This is a genomic window from Pseudomonas sp. xss_4, from assembly GCF_043104125.1.
Taxonomy (GTDB): Bacteria; Pseudomonadota; Gammaproteobacteria; order Pseudomonadales; family Pseudomonadaceae; genus Aquipseudomonas; species Aquipseudomonas parafulva_B.
The window spans coordinates 31,684-47,318 of the sequence record NZ_JBICKJ010000006.1 but is presented as its reverse complement, the minus strand read 5'-3'; the positions used below and the strand labels follow the sequence as shown (position 1 = coordinate 47,318).

Genomic DNA, 15,635 nt, shown 5'->3' with positions numbered 1-15,635 from the left:
AGCGCAGCAGCTAAACGACACGTGTTCACCGGCTGCTGTCAGTCAAAAAGAGGCGCCACCTGCTCAATGTTGCCTGATGGCCCTGCCATCAGCGCACGCTTACAGCTACCGCGTAGTTGGCCACTTCTGGTGAAGCGGCCATTGGCCCGTCACAATGCAGCGAACAGGGTCAACTGCGCTCCAGCGCACTCACCAGGTCATGAAAGGCTTCGCGATTGGACTCATTCAAGCCCATCAGAATACGGTGCGCTTCCAACACCTTGGCGCGCACCACCTCCTCGTTCTGATCCTGGGATGGCAGGTCGGACAGGCATTCGGGGCATGGGATGGGGCGGTCGACGATGTTGAACACCTGATCGAACCCCATCGATTGCAACAGGCGGGAAATATCCGGGTTGGTAGTCACGACGGTCGGCAGCAGACCCACTTTCTGTCGCGACAGGATCGACAACTTGGCGAGCAAGCCAAGGGTGGTGCTGTCGATGCTTTCGGTTTCGGTCAGGTCGATCACGATGGTCGAGAAATTCAGCGCGGTGAATATTCGCTCGATCGTTGCATCGAGCGCCGAACACAAGGTCAGGCGCACTTCACCGACGAACTTCAGTACGAAGGTACCGTCCTGCTCGGCGAACTGGATTCTACCGGTACTCATTGAAGGTTCCTGCTCAACACCAATAGGGCGATATCATCCGGCATCTCCCCTAGCGTAGCCAATCCAAAACGTTGACGCAGCCCATCCAGGCTACCCTCTGCCGCCCTGACGATTTCAGGCAACGCGGCTTCTTTATCTTTGAGCGTATCACCTGGCAAAAGGTCCAGGATGCCATCGGACATCAGGCTCAGGCTAAAACGCGGTGGCAGTTCGATCACCAGGTCCTGATAGCGGGCCTCCTCGAACAGCCCCACCGGCAAGCCGCGGCCTTCAAGGTAGCGGGTGTGCTCGGGCGTGTGCAGCACCGGCAGCGGCAAGTGCCCGCCTACGGCATAGGTCAGCAACCCGGTGTCCTCATCGATCACCCCGCCCACCATGGTCACGTGCTTGCCCAGCTTGCAGTTGATCAACCCACGGTTGATGTGGCTGAGTACTTCAGAAGGCTGGAACTCGCGCATGTTTTTGCCACGCTTGAATTCGAACAGAAGGCGGGTGGTCATGAACTTCAGCAGCACGGTGACAAAGGCCGAAGAAGCGCCGTGCCCGGACACGTCGGCCAAGTAAAAAACAATGCGCCGCTCATCCACACGGAAGTAGTCGGCGAAGTCACCTGACAGATACAGCGACGGGATGATCTGGTGCTCGAAGGCAAAATCACCCGCATGCCAAGGGCTCTGGGGCAACATGTTCATCTGCACTTGCCGACCGGCGGTCTGGTCTTCCTGCAACAGGTGCAGACTGGCCTCCAGTTCGCGGTTGGCAGCCTCGAGCTTCTCGCGGTAGCGCTGGTTTTCCAGCACAAGGTGGGCGCGATCCAGCGCACGGCGCACCGAGTGCTCCAGCACCGCCAGGTCTTCGAGTGGCTTGATCAAGTAGTCCGCAGCGCCCAGGCGCAATGCATCCACCGCATCGGCCATGACACCGGCACCCGACACCACGATCACGGGTAACTGCGGTGCACGCGCGCTGATCTGACGAATTAGTTCGAGCCCGCCCATTTGCGGCATGCGCAAATCGCAGATCACAAGATCAGGCTGGTGTTCTTCGAAGACCTGAAGCCCCTGCTGGCCATTGCCAGCCTGGAGAACGCTGAAGCCACTGTCTTCAAGATACGCGGCGAGGCTTGCACGGACCACGTCGTCGTCATCGATGATCAGCAGCGTTGCACTGGTTTTCTGCATGTGGGCGAACGGCGCCGATTGGGGTTTGTGCAGCGAGCCGGTAAGGCAGACCAACAGCTGCGGGAATTCTTAACAGGTCGCAGGCTCTTTGCAGTTGTAGGGCAAGAAAGCCTACCCGGCAACTGAGAGATATGCGGTGTAAGGCGCAGACGGTACTCCCATCCGCCAGGGGTTTCAAGCATCGAACGGTACGCTTGAGCGGCTTTACAGGGCAAATCACCGAGACTTATAAGAAACCTTCACGATGTAACCTCACAGGAAGGATGCAGCATGCTCGATACCGCCACCAGCCACAGCGAGAAACGCGATTTCATCCGCATGCGCATCGACACGCCGGTCACCCTGGTGCACGAGGGTAACGTCATCGCCGCCGTGTGTCTCGACCTGTCCAGTAGCGGGATGCAAGTAAAAGCCCCTCAGCCGTTCCAGGTCGGGGATCGGCTGGAGGTGCGCCTGGAGTCTGATCACCCGTCGCTCGAAGGCTTGCACGCCACGGCGGAAGTGGTGTGGATCGCGGCCCAGGCGGATGGGCAGCATACGTTCGGGCTGCGCATCCTGGCCATGCGGTAGGGTTAGAAATCGTCCTCGACTTCGCCGTCGCGCACCTTGAACTCACGGTTCTGCAGGTAGGCGTTGCGAATGAAGATGTATTTGTCCCCCTGAATCAGCTTCTCGGCCGGCAGCAGGCTCGCACGGGTATCCACCACGTCCAGGGCGAAGGCCGAGTTGCGGGTAGGGACATGGTCCACGTAGCGATAAGGCCGGGTGAAGGTGTCCGGGTACTTGGCTACACCATCGCGCACGGTGCTGGGGCCGAGCAACGGAATGACCACGTACGGGCCGCTGGGTACACCCCAGTAGCCCAGGGTCTGACCGAAGTCTTCATCGCTGCGTTGCAGGCCCATCTTGGTGCCGACATCGAAGAACCCCGCCAGGCCGAAGGTGGTGTTGACGATCAGGCGCGCCGTGTCCACCCCTGCCGCATGGGGCTTGAGCTGCAGGACGTTGTTGGCCAGATTGGTCACATCGCCCAGGTTGCGGAACATATTGTGAATGCCGTCTTCGAGAAACTGCGGCGTGACGGTGTCATAGCCCTTGGCGAGCGGCTTGAGCGCGTAGGTATCGAGGGTATCGTTGAAGCGGAAGATCGGGCGATTGACCGCTTCCCAGGGGTCTTCTTCGGTCGCGGCCTGGGTAGCCGCCACGGGCGCCAGCAGCATGCTGGCGCATACACAGGCCTGGGTGACTCGTTCGATCACACTGGCACCGATCCTACGCATAGTGTTTCTCCATCAGGATTATCGGCCGCAAGCGCAACGGGCGCGCTGCTGTAGTGCGGCAGTATAGAGTTTTGCAGGCCGATAGACAGCTTTCGGCAGCCATGAAGTTTAATGTGACCAAGTGTTGCGTCAGTCGTGCTACGCGATGGCTGCAAGATTCAGCGGAAAAGCCATTGGTCGCCTGCCTTGTGGATGAAAATCATCGCTTGGCAGTTGATACGCGAGAAATACAGACACAGCCCAGCGGCTGCCAGTCATGCAAATCCAAGGCGAAGGGTTTACGCTCAGTACAGGCCAGAACCTTTGCCGCCTCGCTGAGGTCCATGGCTTGCCAAACCCATGATGGAGAATTGCCAATGCCTGCCCGCGAATTGCAAGAGCGCCTCAACAGCCTGCGCGAGCAACTGGATCGCAACGTGCCACTTTCGGACGAAGAGCTGGCTGCGCTCCACGAAGAAGCGCGCCAGATCGAAGCGCAACTGAAGCTGGAAAACGCCACGCCTGACAACAACCTGGCCGACGGTGTGAACCTCGCCGTGGAGCGATTTGAAGCCGACCACCCTGACCTGACGGCCACCCTGCGCAGCATTGCCAACTCGCTGCACAGCATGGGTATCTGAAACATACCGCTCGGGCTGCTGCGCGCCCAGCGCAGCGCAGTGGCCTGTCTTGACCCGCACTCAGGCCAGAGGCGAACAGCACATGGCCTGCTGTCAGGATCGGCTGCAGTTCAACGCAGGCGCACCTTTGCGGCGGTCACTGCCTGGCCAGCCGCCCATTGTTCACGACGATTTCCCCCATGCTGCGGTAGGGGTTGATGTCCAGCCCACCTCGGCGCACATACCGGGCATAAACGGTCAAGTGCTCAGGCTGCAACAGATTTTTCAGGTCCAGATAGATGCGCTCCACGCATTGCTCATGGAAGTCCGCATGCTGGCGGAAGCTGATGAGGTAGGTCAGCAGGCTGGCATGATCAAGCGCGCTGCCTTTGTAGGCCACTACCACACTCCCCCAGTCAGGCTGTCCGGTGACCGGGCAGTTGGACTTGAGCAAATGGCTGTGCAGCGTCTCTTCGACCACCTGATGGGCATCGCATTGCAACAGCTCCGGTTGCGGCTGCGCATAGTTGGAAATAGCCACGTCCAGCCCATCGATGCAGGTGCCTGGCAAAGCGACCACGCCTTGGGCCTCAACCTCTTCCAGCGTTTTGACCTTGACCCCTACCGCCTTGCCGGCGGCCGCCGAGAGATCCCTCTCAAGGCACGCCTGCAACGGCTCAATGCCCGCAAAAACGGTCTGGTTCAACGAGTTCAGGTAAAGCTTGAATGACTTCGATTCGATGATGTTGGGCGAATCAGCCGGGATGGCGAACTCGCCTATGGCTACCACGGGCTTGCCCGAGGGCAGCAGCCAGGACAGCTCGAAGCAATTCCAGTAATCCACACCTTGCCACGGTAGCGTCTGCGCGGTGACACCCAGCTCCGCCCACTTGGCGGTGCGTGGGATCGGGAACAACAGCTCCGGGGAATAGGTGGCGACGTATTCACTGGACTTGCCCAGCGGGGAGTGTTCGGCGGCAGGGTGCATTGGAACTGACCTGAAAGTGTGGAGTGGACGCTAGCGTTCGTACGGTGCGCGCCCCCATTCTGGGGCAATCGTGTCGTGTACAGGATGACGCGTAGGGCGCCCAGTCTACCCTTTTGCTTGCCGCCTTGCAGCGCCACTCATTCGATGATCAGCGGCCCCACCATGCCCGCTTGGTAATGGCCTGGCACATTACAGGCGAATTCGATGGGTGCAGAGGCCTTGAAGGTCCAGGTCAACTCGGCGCGCTGGCCAGGCATCACCAGCACCGTGTTACCGCCGCCATGCCCATGGCCTGCGCCATGATCATGCCCGCTCATGGCGCCATACCCCATGCCCTGTTCGCCTACGGCCGCAGTGAACAGCTCGCCTTGCATGGCAATCATCTGCTTCTGGTGTTCGGCATGCATGGCCTTGTCACCCAGGTTGAACTCGTGGGGCAATTGCCCTTCGTTGATCAACACGAAGCGCACCGTCTCACCCGCCTTGACAGTGAGGCTGGCGGGCTCGAAGGCGATGTCCTTGAGCCTCACCTCGACCGTGCGGGTGGCTTTTTCGGCTGGCGCAGGCTCACCGAAAGCCAGTGTATGGGCGGTGCCTGCCTGAGCAAGACTACTGGCCAGCGTCAGTGCGCAGGCAAAGATAAAGCGAGACATCGGGGTTTCCATTCGTTGGATTGAACAGCGCGATGTTAAGCCCATGCGACTGCCATGAACCTGACCGCTGCATTACAAGCCTGTCAGTTTGGCCGAACGCCGCGCAGGTCACGTATGATCCTGGCACCTGTGCGCCGGCTGGACTCCACCGCGGCGCCGCATCGCCAGCCGGAGCTTGCCTCAATGAAACTGTTGATCGTCGAAGACCAAGTGCGTACTGGCCAGTACCTGCATCAGGGCCTGAGCGAGGCCGGCTTCACGGTAGAGCTGGCCACCGATGGCGAGACAGGCCAGTTCCTGGCCCTGACGGGCGATCACGATCTGCTGATCCTGGATGTGATGCTGCCAGGGCGCGACGGCTGGCAGATCCTCAAGGCCGTGCGACAAGCCGGTATCGATACGCCTGTGCTGTTTCTGACCGCCCGCGATGCCATCGAGGACCGGGTACATGGCTTGGAACTGGGCGCCGATGATTACCTGATCAAGCCATTCGCCTTTTCGGAGCTGCTGGCGCGTGTGCGCAGCCTGCTCAGGCGCGGGGCCACGCCCAGTGCCGATACCTCGCTGGCGGTGGCGGACCTGCGCCTTGACCTGATTCGCCGGCGTGTCGAGCGCGGCGGCCAGCGCATCGACCTGACCGCGAAAGAATTCGGTTTGCTCGAGCTGCTGTTGCGCCGTCAGGGTGAAGTGCTGTCCAAGGCGCTTATCGCGTCCCAGGTATGGGACATGAACTTTGCCAGCGACACCAACGTGATCGAAGTGGCCATTCGGCGACTGCGGGCCAAGGTGGACGATGCCTACGACGACAAGCTGATCCACACGGTGCGCGGCATGGGTTATGTGCTGGAAGTGCGTTCATCGTGAGGCGCCGCATTTCGCTGACCAGCCGCCTGGCGCTGCTGTTCGCCGCCTGCACAGCTGCGGTTTCGCTAGGGGCGGGCCTTGTGTTCAATCAGGCCAGCGAGCAGCATTTCATCGAACTCGACCAGCAGTTGCTGGCGTCGCGCCTGTCATTGTTGCGCCGTCACCTCACTGACGTCGGCACACAAGCCGATCTGCAAACCCGCCTGCCTGCCCTGCACGAGGAGCTGAGTCATCAGGCCGACCTGTCCGTGCGGGTCACCTCAGGCAGTGGCGCCACCTGGTTCGAGAGCTGCGCTGGCCTCCCCCCTGCGCCCTCCTCCACGGGTTTGAACACGCTGCACGCGCAGGGCACGGACTACCGTAGCCTTGCTGTGGCGCTGATGCCCGGCAGCGCCTCACCGCACCTTGTGCTGTACCTTGACATCACCCATCACCAGCATTTTCTGCAAGGCATGCAGCGTCTGGTCTGGCTGACAGTCGGGCTGTCGGCGCTGGTCACCGCCCTGCTGGGCGGCTGGGCAGCACGTAGTGGCCTGCGCCCCTTGAGGCAGATGGGGCGCATCACCGCACGCGTCTCTGCCCGCTCGCTCACCACTCGCCTACCTGTGGAGCAGATGCCTGCCGAACTGGCCCAATTGGCTGACAGCCTCAATGCCATGCTGCAGCGCCTGGACGATGCGTTTCAGCGCCTGTCGGCGTTTTCGGCCGATATCGCCCATGAACTGCGTACGCCGCTGTCCAATCTGCTGACCCACACCCAGGTCACCCTGACTCGCCCACGCAGCCTCGACGCCTACCGGGAGGCATTGCACGACAACCTCGAAGAGCTGCAAGCGATGGCGCAGATGATCAATGACATGCTCTTTCTGGCCAAGGCCGACCAGGGGCTATTGGCACCAGGTGACACACCACTGGCGCTGCATGATGAAGTGGATTCGCTGCTGGAGTATTACGCCCTGGCGGCTGAAGAGGCGGCCGTGCAACTGACACGCCAGGGGCAGGCGTGGCTGCCCGGCGACCGGACCATGCTGCGCCGGGCGCTCTGCAACTTGCTCGACAACGCCTTGCGCTTCACGCCGGCGGGCGGACAGGTGCGGATCACACTGGCGGCTGGGCCGAGCATTACCGTGGCCAACACCGGCAGCGCCATCGAGGCGACGGCACTGCCACGGCTGTTCGATCGTTTCTACCGGGTGGACCCTTCCAGGCATGACGGCGGCGGCGAACATGCCGGCCTGGGCCTGGCGATCACGCGGTCGATCGTGCAGGCCCATGGCGGGCGGATTCAGGTGGCGTGCGAGGCTGGCTGGACCCGCTTCACGCTGGACTTCACAGGCCGGTAAAGGCTCCGTCAAACCGCCAAGCCAATGGCCGGTTGTACCTGGGAAGCCCGGTAGGCTGGGTAGAGGGTAGCCAAGAAGCTCATCACCAGCCCCGCCGCGCAGATCATCACCACGTCCCCGCTTTGCAGCTCCGATGGCAGGCTGCTGATGAAGTACACGTCGGAGGTGAAGATATGCTGACCGCTGATCCGCTCCAGCCAGCCCACGATCTGGCTCACGTTGAGCGCGGCGATCACCCCCAGCACGCCGCCGATCAGCGTGCCGACCACGCCAATCAAGCTGCCCTGGACCATGAACGTACCCATGATCTGCGCAGGCGTTGCCCCGAGGGTACGCAGGATGGCGATATCCGGCCCTTTGTCGTTTACCACCATGACCAAGGTGGCGATGATGTTGAACGCGGCCACGGCAATGATCATCAGCAGCAACAGGCCGATCATGGTCTTTTCCATCTTCATGGCGCTGAACAGGCTACCTTGGGTATGGGACCAGTCATCTGCCCGATAGCCCTCACCCAGCTGCGCTGCGATGGCCTTGGACACCTGCGGGGCGGCGTACAGGTCATGCAGTTTCAGCCGCACACCCTGCACCTGGCCGGGCGCCCAACGCTGCATGCTCGCGGCATCGGCCATGTGAATGTAGGCCTGGGAACCATCGAGTTCGGCGCCCACCTTGAAGATGCCCACCACGGTCAAGCGCTGCATGCGTGGGGTGATCCCGCCAGGCTCGCTGCTGATCTCCGGCACGATCAAGGTCAGTTTGTCCCCGGTATTCAGCCGAAAGCGGCGGGCCGTCAGCTCGCCGATCACCACGCCGAACTCGCCCGGCTGCAAGTCCTGCAGGCGGCCCTGAACGATGTGCCGCCCTACGATCGACACCTTGTTTTCCTCGGCCGGGTCGATACCGCCAACCTGAATCGGCTGCATGGCGCCCTTGTAGGACAGCATGCCTTCCATTTCGGTGATCGGGGCCGCGGCAACCACGGCAGGGTTTTTCATGGCCGCATCGGCCACCTGCTGCCAGTTGTCCAGCGGCTGCTGGCCCAGGATGGCCGCGTGGGGTACCAGGCCCAGGATGCGCGAGCTCATTTCGCGCTGGAAGCCGTTCATCACCGACAGCACCACGATCATGGCCAGCACGCCCAGGGACAGGCCGATCATCGAGGTCATGGAGATGAACGAGATGAAATGGTTGCGACGCTTGGCCCGGGTATAGCGCGCGCCGATGAAGATGGGCAGGGGTCTGAACATGTGCGGATACACCCAATCAAAACAGGTCGCGGGATGAAAGGGTCACCCCGCTCGGTCGGTCAGATCGCCACCAGGTGGCCATTGTCGAGTTTCAGTACACGGTCCATCTGACGCGCAAGGCTCAGGTCGTGGGTCACCACCAGGAACGCCGTGCGCGAAGCGCTGGACAGTTCCTGCATCAACTCCTGGATGCCCTGTGCAGTATGGTGATCGAGGTTCCCGGTGGGTTCGTCCAGCATCACCAGGCCTGGGCGGTTGACCAGCGCACGTGCGATGGCCACTCGCTGACGCTCGCCGCCAGACAGCTCGGCCGGCTTGTGATTGAGGCGATGCCCCAGCCCAACGCGTTTGAGCAGCGCCTCGGCACGTTCACGCGCCTCTGGAATAGCCGTACGGCCTATCAGCAGTGGCATGCACACGTTCTCGAGGGCCGTGAATTCGGGCAGCAGGTGATGAAACTGGTACACGAAGCCCAACTCGCGGTTGCGCAGCAGGCCCCGGGCGCGCTCGCCCAACGCCGACAGCTCTTCGCCGGCCAGCCAGACACTGCCCTGGGTGGGGCGATCCAGGCCGCCCAGCAGGTTGAGCAAGGTGCTTTTGCCCGACCCCGAACTGCCGACAATGGCGATGCGCTCGCCGGCGTGCAGTTCCAGGTTCAGGCCAGACAAGACCTGCACCGACTCGGGGCCCTCATCGTAGGACTTGCCCAGGTTGCGGCAACTCAGAACGGCTTTATCACTCATGCGCGACTCACTCATAACGTAACGCCTCTGCCGGCTGGGTGCGTGCCGCACGCCAGGCAGGGTACAGGGTGGCGAAGAAACTCAGGACCAATGCCGCACCACAGACCATGTACACATCCTGGGCCTGGATCTGCGAGGGCAGGTAATCGATGAAATACACGTCGGCGTTGAGGAATTTGTGGCCGATCAGGTGCTCGATACCGGCGATGACCGTGCTGACGTTGAGCGCCGCAATGATGCCCACCACGGCCCCGATCAACGTGCCCACCACACCGATCACAGTGCCCTGCACCATGAAGATGAGCATGATTTGCCCAGGGGTGGCGCCCAACGTGCGCAGGATGGCGATGTCCCCCCGCTTGTCGTTGACCACCATCACCAGTGTGGAAATGATGTTGAACGCGGCAACCGCGACGATCAGCAGCAACAGCAGGCCGATCATGGCTTTTTCCATGCGAATGGCCTGGTAGAGATTGCCATGGGTACGGGTCCAGTCGCGGCTATAGAAATCCTGGTCACCCAGTTGTTGGGCGATGTCGTAGGCCACGCGCGGGGCCTGGAACAGGTCATCGAACTTCAAGCGCAGGCCCTGCACCTGGTCGGGCCTCCAGCGGTGCAGGCGCGACAGGTCGGCGATGTTGGTCAGCCCCAGGTAACCGTCGATCTCGCCGGCCCCCACATGGAAGGTGCCCACCACGGTGAAGCGCTTCATGCGCGGGAACATGCCGGCCGGCGTGACGCTGACCTCCGGGGCCACGAAGGTGAGTTTGTCGCCTACGGCCACACCCAACTTGGCCGCGGCCTTGTCACCGATCATGATGCCCCACTCGCCGGGCGCCAACTGGTCCAGCCGGCCCTGCTGGACGAAGTTGTCGATGATCGACACCTCCCGTTCCCGGGCCGGATCGATGCCGTTGAGCAGCACCTTCTGCACCTTGCCGTCATGGGTGAGCAAACCCTGCATCTGGGTGAAGGGCGCGACCGCCACCACCTGCCGATTCTGCTTTACTTGTTCGGCAAGGGCAGGCCAGTCGGCGATGGGCTGGCCGCTCTCGAGGGTGGCGTGAGGGATCATGCCCAACACGCGGGTGCGCATCTCGTGGTCGAACCCGTTCATCACCGACAGCACCACGATCATGACTACCACGCCCAGGGCGAGGCCGATCATCGAGGTCAGGGAAATGAACGAGACGAAGTGATTGCGACGTTTGGCACGGGTATAACGCGTGCCGATGAATGCGAAAAGAGGTCTGAACATGTCGGGGCTTGTTCGGATGGAAGGGAACGTCCTTGTGGCGAGGCGCCTATGGCGGCTTTACACTCGGACCACCGCCGCTACCATGGGTTCGCCATGACGACATTAGACGAAGAAGATCGCCGCGAATACTACCGCATCGCCGATCGGATCGCACTTCAAATCAGCCCATTGAGCGCGGCCGAAGCCCTGGATCCAGATGTGTTGCAGGATGATTCCCCGCTGTTCAATCTGCTCAGCGAGCTGCACCTGGCCGACTTCGAGGCCCAGCACCTGCTGCGCCAGCTCAGCGACAAGGACCGCACCCTTGCAGCGTTTTTGCGGGTACAAAACAAGCGCCTGGACGTGCTCAGCGCCGTGGTCGCCCATACCCTGCTGGGCGAGGTAGGCCAGCCGCAGGCAGTCGTGGTGTCCGAAGGTGGCCTGGAGTGCATCCAGCCAGAGCCCTTTGCACAGGGTACCCAGGTGAAGGTACAAATGGTGCTGATGCCGCGCGCCCACGGCCTGCTGTTGCGCGGCAAGATCACCCATTGCGAGGCCAGGCCCCAAGGCGGCTTCGAGGTCGGCATCGAATTCATCGACATGGTCGATGCCCAGCGCCAACTGCTTGCCCGCTACATTCTGCAACGCCAGCAACAGCAAAGACGCCAGCAACTGGAACAGAACGCCCCATCACCCTGACTCATTTTCTCACTGAAGGAACGAACGTGACCCTGATCTACGGCCATCGCGGCGCCAAGGGCGAAGCACCCGAGAACACCCTGAACAGCTTCCGCCAGTGCCTGTCCCACGGCATCATGCGCTGCGAGCTGGATCTGCACCTATCGGCCGACAACCAGCTGATGGTGATCCATGACCCTACCCTCAAGCGCACCACCGGCAAGCGCGGCAAGGTGGTCGAGCACCCGGCCGAAGACCTGGTCAAGCTCGACGCACGTCAGGGTGGCCCGGGCTGGGTCCAGCCCTGCCCCATCCCACGCCTGGAAGAGCTGTTCGAGAAGTGCCCGTTCGAGCACTGGCAGCTGGAAGTCAAGAGCGCCTCGCGCACCCGCGCAGCCACTACGGTGCTGGCCATACGCGAGCTGGCCCAGCAGTTCGGCTTGCTGGACAAGGTGACGATCACCTCAAGTTCACGCGAAGTGCTGGGCGCCGCTCAAGAATTGGTGCCGGACGTGCAACGCGGCCTGGTGGCCGAATACGCCTGGCTCGACCCGCTGAAGGTTGCACAGAATTATGGTTGCCAGATGCTGGCACTGAATTGGACGTTGTGCACCCCGGAACGCCTGCAAAAGGCGCAGAAGCAGGGTTTGCACGTATCGGTATGGACGGTCAACGAGCCGGCGCTGATGCGCAGGCTCGCTGATTTTGGCGTGGACAGCCTGATTACAGACTTTCCCGGTTTGGCCAGGACCACCCTCGGGCAGGGTTGAATTCGGTCTCTCCGACCGGCTCAGGCCACCGGTCGGAGCCGCTCAAAAAAGCCGGTTCAGACCGTCATAGGCCGCTACCCGATAGGCCTCTGCCATGGTCGGGTAGTTAAACGTGGTGTTCACAAAGTACTTGAGGTTGTTCAGCTCGCCTGGCTGGTTCATCACTGCCTGGCCGATATGCACGATCTCGGATGCCTGGTAGCCGAAGCAGTGCACACCCAGCACCTGCAGGGTCTCGCGGTGGAACAGGATTTTCAGCATGCCCTGGGGTTCACCGGCGATCTGCGCCCGGGCCATGCTCTTGAAGAAGGCCTTGCCCACTTCATAGGGCACCTTGGCCTGGGTCAGTTCCTGCTCGTTCTTGCCGATCGAGCTGATCTCCGGAATGGTATAGATGCCCGTCGGCACATCGTTGACGAAACGCCAGCTGCCGTTGTCGACGATGCTGCCTGCGGCCGAGCGGCCCTGGTCGTGCGCGGCACTGGCCAGGCTCGGCCAGCCGATCACGTCGCCTGCGCCGTAGATATTCGGCACGCTGGTGCGGTAGGCCTCGTCCACTTCGATCTGACCGCGGCTGTTGACCTTGATGCCGATGTTCTCCAGCCCAAGCTTGTCGGTATTGCCGGTCCGCCCGTTGCACCAGAGCAAGGCATCGGCCTTGATCTTCTTGCCCGACTTCAGGTGCAGGATGACGCCGTTGTCCAGGCCCTCGACCCGCTCATAATCTTCGTTGTGGCGCACGGTGATGTTGTTGTTGCTGAAGTGGTAGCTCAGGGCCTGGGAGATTTCCGAATCCAGGAAACTGAGCAGTTGCCCTCGGTTGTCCACCAGCTCGACCAGCACACCAAGGCCGCTGAAGATCGAGGCGTACTCGCACCCGATCACGCCGGCGCCATACACAATCAGCTTGCGCGGGGTGTGGCTGAGGCTGAGGATGGTGTCGCTGTCGTACACACGCGGGTGGTTGAAGTCGATGTCTGCTGGTCGGTAGGGGCGCGAACCGGTGGCGATGATGATGTGCTTGGCGTTGAGTTTTTCCACCACGCCATTGGGGCAGACCACTTCGACGGTCTGCTCGTCAGCGAAGCTGCCGGTGCCGAAGAACAGGTCGACGCGGTTGCGGGCGTAGTAGCCCGTGCGCGAGGCCACCTGCTTGGCGATGACCTTTTCGGCGCTCTTGAGCACGTCCGGGAAAGAGAACCAACGCGGCTCGCCGATGGCGCGGAACATGGTGTTGGTGTTGAACTGCATGATCTGCCGCACCGAGTGACGCAGTGCCTTGGACGGGATGGTGCCCAGGTGGGTGCAGTTCCCCCCGACCTGGCGACGGGTGTCGACCATTGCCACCTTGCGCCCTGCTTTGGCGGCGTTCATTGCCGCACCTTCCCCGGCCGGGCCGGAACCCAGCACCACTACGTCGTAGTTGTAGACAGCCATGCGTACTCCTTCAGAACTGGCCCGCAAGCCACGGTCGCTTGCGGCGCACGATCATGCCGCCTCGGCGCCATGAGAAAAATCGGGTGCAGTCTAATCAAGCGTGAACGGCGCGCACATTAACCCTTGGTCGCGTCGTAGGCCAATTTCGCCCGCACTACATAAAGCACCGTCTCCCTGGCGGCAATCATCCTTGTCCACGCTTTCGACCACCTTGCACTGCCTGCTCAGACGGAAAAACCGCCCAGGCACCTGCGAAACGGCGGTTATTGTCCCTGAAATGTTGCGCTGAGTCACTCGATGACCCCCTGCGCTCTGCTAGGACAAGCGCCCTTGCACGGCAGCGCAAACGAAAACGGGAACCCAAAGGTTCCCGTGTGTTCAGCGTCTGACTGGCCGATCAGCGTGGAAAGGCAGGCGGGTTGACCCCGGCCATGTCTTCCATCACGCGCACGACCTGGCAGCTGTAGCCGAACTCGTTGTCATACCACACGTAGAGCACGACGCGATTGTCGTTGCAGATGGTGGCTTCGGCGTCTACCACACCGGCGTGGCGCGAACCCACGAAGTCGGTGGAGACCACTTCCTGGGAGCTCACATAGTCGATCTGCTTGTGCAGGTCCGAGTGCATGGCCGTCTGGCGCAGGTACTCGTTGATTTCCTCGCGGCTGGTGGCCTTTTCCAGGTTCAGGTTGAGGATTGCCATCGACACGTTCGGCGTCGGCACGCGAATGGCGTTGCCGGTCAACTTGCCCTTGAGCACAGGCAGGGCCTTGGCGGCGGCGGTGGCAGCACCGGTTTCGGTGATGACCATATTCAGCGGCGCGGCGCGGCCACGGCGGCTGCCCTTGTGGAAGTTGTCGATCAGGTTCTGGTCGTTGGTGAACGAGTGAACGGTTTCGACGTGGCCGTTGACGATGCCGTACTGGTCGTTGACGGCCTTGAGCACCGGCACGATGGCGTTGGTGGTGCAGGAGGCGGCGGAGATGATCTTGTCATCGGCCGTGATCTCGCCGTGGTTGATGCCATGCACGATGTTCTTCAGGGCACCCTTGCCAGGTGCGGTGAGGATCACGCGGCTGGCACCCGGGCAGGCCAGGTGCTGGCCCAGGCCGTCGGCATCACGCCATACGCCGGTGTTGTCCACGATCAGCGCGTTGTCGATGCCGTACTGGGTGTAGTCGACTTCGCTCGGGTTCTTGGCGTAGATGATCTGGATCAGGTTGCCGTTGGCCGTCAAGGTGTTGTTGGCTTCGTCGATGGTGATGGTGCCATCGAACGGCCCATGCACCGAATCACGACGCAGCAGGCTGGCACGCTTGACCAGATCGTTCTCGGCGCCTTTGCGCACGACGATGGCACGCAGGCGCAGGCCGTCGCCACCACCGGTCTTCTCGATCAGGATACGCGCCAGCAGGCGACCGATACGGCCGAAACCATACAGCACGACGTCGGTGCCTTTGCGCGCGGCGGCGTTCTGCTGGCCCACCACGTCAGCCAGTTCTTCACGCACGAACTGCTCGGCGCTGCGGCCGTTGCCTTCGAGCTTGAACTTGTTGGCCAGCTTGCCCAGGTCGACCGAGGCGGCGCCCAGTTTCAGCTCGCTCATGGCCTTGAGCAGGGGGAATGTCTCGTGAACGGACAGTTCGGTTTCGTCGGTCTGGCGATGACGCGCAAAGCGGTGTGCCTTGAGGATCGAGATAACCGAACGGTTGATCAGGCTGCGGCCATAGATCGAGCTCACCACATTGTTGTTGCGGTAGAGCTGACCGATAAGCGGGATCATCGCTTCAGCCAGGGCTTCACGATCGATCCACTCACCAAGACACTGGTCGGGCTTCTGAGTCACGGGAACCTTCCACATGTAGGGACAGAAAAAAGGGGCTACATTATGACGCCCCGATGCGTAACCGGCAATGAGCGCCTGTCGTGGTCACGCACATCGATCATCCTGCCCCATTGG

16 protein-coding genes are annotated in these 15,635 nt (G+C 61.7%); 6 read left to right on the top strand and 10 right to left on the bottom strand.

Going from position 1 to position 15,635, the window contains the following annotated elements; genetic code table 11:
- Positions 1-169 precede the first annotated feature (169 nt).
- Complete coding sequence (gene rssC / locus ACF8GB_RS00420; RefSeq protein WP_058639645.1) at positions 170-652, bottom strand: anti-sigma factor antagonist RssC; 483 nt, start codon at positions 650-652, stop codon at positions 170-172.
- Positions 649-1,833, bottom strand: a complete 1,185-nt coding sequence (rssB, locus tag ACF8GB_RS00415) for a two-component system response regulator RssB (RefSeq protein WP_144967467.1) — start codon at positions 1,831-1,833, stop codon at positions 649-651. Before rssB ends, rssC begins: the two co-directional genes overlap by 4 nt.
- 270 nt (positions 1,834-2,103) lie before the next feature.
- Between rssB and ACF8GB_RS00410 the strand changes: the two genes are divergently transcribed.
- Complete coding sequence (locus ACF8GB_RS00410; RefSeq protein ID WP_078478271.1) at positions 2,104-2,403, top strand: PilZ domain-containing protein; 300 nt, start codon at positions 2,104-2,106, stop codon at positions 2,401-2,403.
- A gap of 2 nt (positions 2,404-2,405) precedes the next feature.
- Here the strand turns inward: ACF8GB_RS00410 and ACF8GB_RS00405 are convergent, their stop codons facing one another.
- Complete coding sequence (locus ACF8GB_RS00405) at positions 2,406-3,113, bottom strand: VacJ family lipoprotein (protein WP_058605700.1); 708 nt, start codon at positions 3,111-3,113, stop codon at positions 2,406-2,408.
- A 356-nt stretch (positions 3,114-3,469) separates the two neighbouring features.
- On the opposite strand from ACF8GB_RS00405, the gene ACF8GB_RS00400 reads away from it, so the two are divergent.
- Positions 3,470-3,733 carry a DUF4404 family protein gene (locus tag ACF8GB_RS00400; RefSeq protein WP_023534264.1) on the top strand — a complete coding sequence of 88 codons (264 nt, stop codon included), beginning with the start codon at positions 3,470-3,472 and terminating at the stop codon, positions 3,731-3,733.
- Positions 3,734-3,869: 136 nt separating this feature from the next.
- On the opposite strand, the gene queF is transcribed toward ACF8GB_RS00400, so the two are convergent.
- Positions 3,870-4,700, bottom strand: coding sequence for an NADPH-dependent 7-cyano-7-deazaguanine reductase QueF (gene queF, locus ACF8GB_RS00395; RefSeq protein WP_182138938.1), 831 nt, complete (start codon positions 4,698-4,700; stop codon positions 3,870-3,872).
- 137 nt (positions 4,701-4,837) lie between these two features.
- On the bottom strand, positions 4,838-5,353 hold the full coding sequence (locus ACF8GB_RS00390) for a plastocyanin/azurin family copper-binding protein (protein WP_392526414.1): 516 nt from the start codon (positions 5,351-5,353) through the stop codon (positions 4,838-4,840).
- A 183-nt stretch (positions 5,354-5,536) separates the two neighbouring features.
- On the opposite strand from ACF8GB_RS00390, the gene ACF8GB_RS00385 reads away from it, so the two are divergent.
- Together ACF8GB_RS00385 and ACF8GB_RS00380 are read left to right on the top strand one after the other, a co-directional pair.
- Positions 5,537-6,217: a heavy metal response regulator transcription factor gene (locus tag ACF8GB_RS00385; protein WP_058639676.1), complete on the top strand. Its 681-nt coding sequence runs from the start codon at positions 5,537-5,539 to the stop codon at positions 6,215-6,217.
- A complete protein-coding gene (locus ACF8GB_RS00380; RefSeq protein ID WP_392526413.1) occupies positions 6,214-7,560 on the top strand; it encodes a heavy metal sensor histidine kinase in 1,347 nt (448 codons plus the stop codon). Before ACF8GB_RS00385 ends, ACF8GB_RS00380 begins: the two co-directional genes overlap by 4 nt.
- A gap of 8 nt (positions 7,561-7,568) precedes the next feature.
- On the opposite strand, the gene ACF8GB_RS00375 is transcribed toward ACF8GB_RS00380, so the two are convergent.
- The 3 genes from ACF8GB_RS00375 to ACF8GB_RS00365 are packed head-to-tail and all read right to left on the bottom strand — an operon-like array spanning position 7,569 to position 10,811.
- Complete coding sequence (locus ACF8GB_RS00375) at positions 7,569-8,810, bottom strand: lipoprotein-releasing ABC transporter permease subunit (RefSeq protein WP_058639650.1); 1,242 nt, start codon at positions 8,808-8,810, stop codon at positions 7,569-7,571.
- 59 nt (positions 8,811-8,869) lie between these two features.
- Entirely contained in the window at positions 8,870-9,553 is a 684-nt protein-coding gene (lolD, locus tag ACF8GB_RS00370; RefSeq protein ID WP_174435400.1) for a lipoprotein-releasing ABC transporter ATP-binding protein LolD, read from the bottom strand.
- Between the two features lie 7 nt (positions 9,554-9,560).
- On the bottom strand, positions 9,561-10,811 hold the full coding sequence (locus ACF8GB_RS00365; RefSeq protein WP_392526412.1) for a lipoprotein-releasing ABC transporter permease subunit: 1,251 nt from the start codon (positions 10,809-10,811) through the stop codon (positions 9,561-9,563).
- A 93-nt stretch (positions 10,812-10,904) separates the two neighbouring features.
- Here ACF8GB_RS00365 and ACF8GB_RS00360 point away from each other — a divergent pair, with 93 nt between their 5' ends.
- Together ACF8GB_RS00360 and ACF8GB_RS00355 are read left to right on the top strand one after the other, a co-directional pair.
- A complete protein-coding gene (locus ACF8GB_RS00360; protein WP_058639677.1) occupies positions 10,905-11,489 on the top strand; it encodes a PilZ domain-containing protein in 585 nt (194 codons plus the stop codon).
- A 26-nt stretch (positions 11,490-11,515) separates the two neighbouring features.
- Entirely contained in the window at positions 11,516-12,238 is a 723-nt protein-coding gene (locus ACF8GB_RS00355; protein ID WP_058605706.1) for a glycerophosphodiester phosphodiesterase, read from the top strand.
- A 42-nt stretch (positions 12,239-12,280) separates the two neighbouring features.
- Here the strand turns inward: ACF8GB_RS00355 and sthA are convergent, their stop codons facing one another.
- Together sthA and ACF8GB_RS00345 are read right to left on the bottom strand one after the other, a co-directional pair.
- Positions 12,281-13,675 carry a Si-specific NAD(P)(+) transhydrogenase gene (gene sthA / locus ACF8GB_RS00350; RefSeq protein ID WP_023534167.1) on the bottom strand — a complete coding sequence of 465 codons (1,395 nt, stop codon included), beginning with the start codon at positions 13,673-13,675 and terminating at the stop codon, positions 12,281-12,283.
- Positions 13,676-14,072: 397 nt separating this feature from the next.
- The gene (locus ACF8GB_RS00345; protein WP_027915082.1) at positions 14,073-15,536 is read right to left on the bottom strand and encodes a glyceraldehyde-3-phosphate dehydrogenase; all 1,464 of its coding nucleotides are present in this window, start codon (positions 15,534-15,536) and stop codon (positions 14,073-14,075) included.
- Between the last annotated feature and the right edge of the window lie 99 nt (positions 15,537-15,635).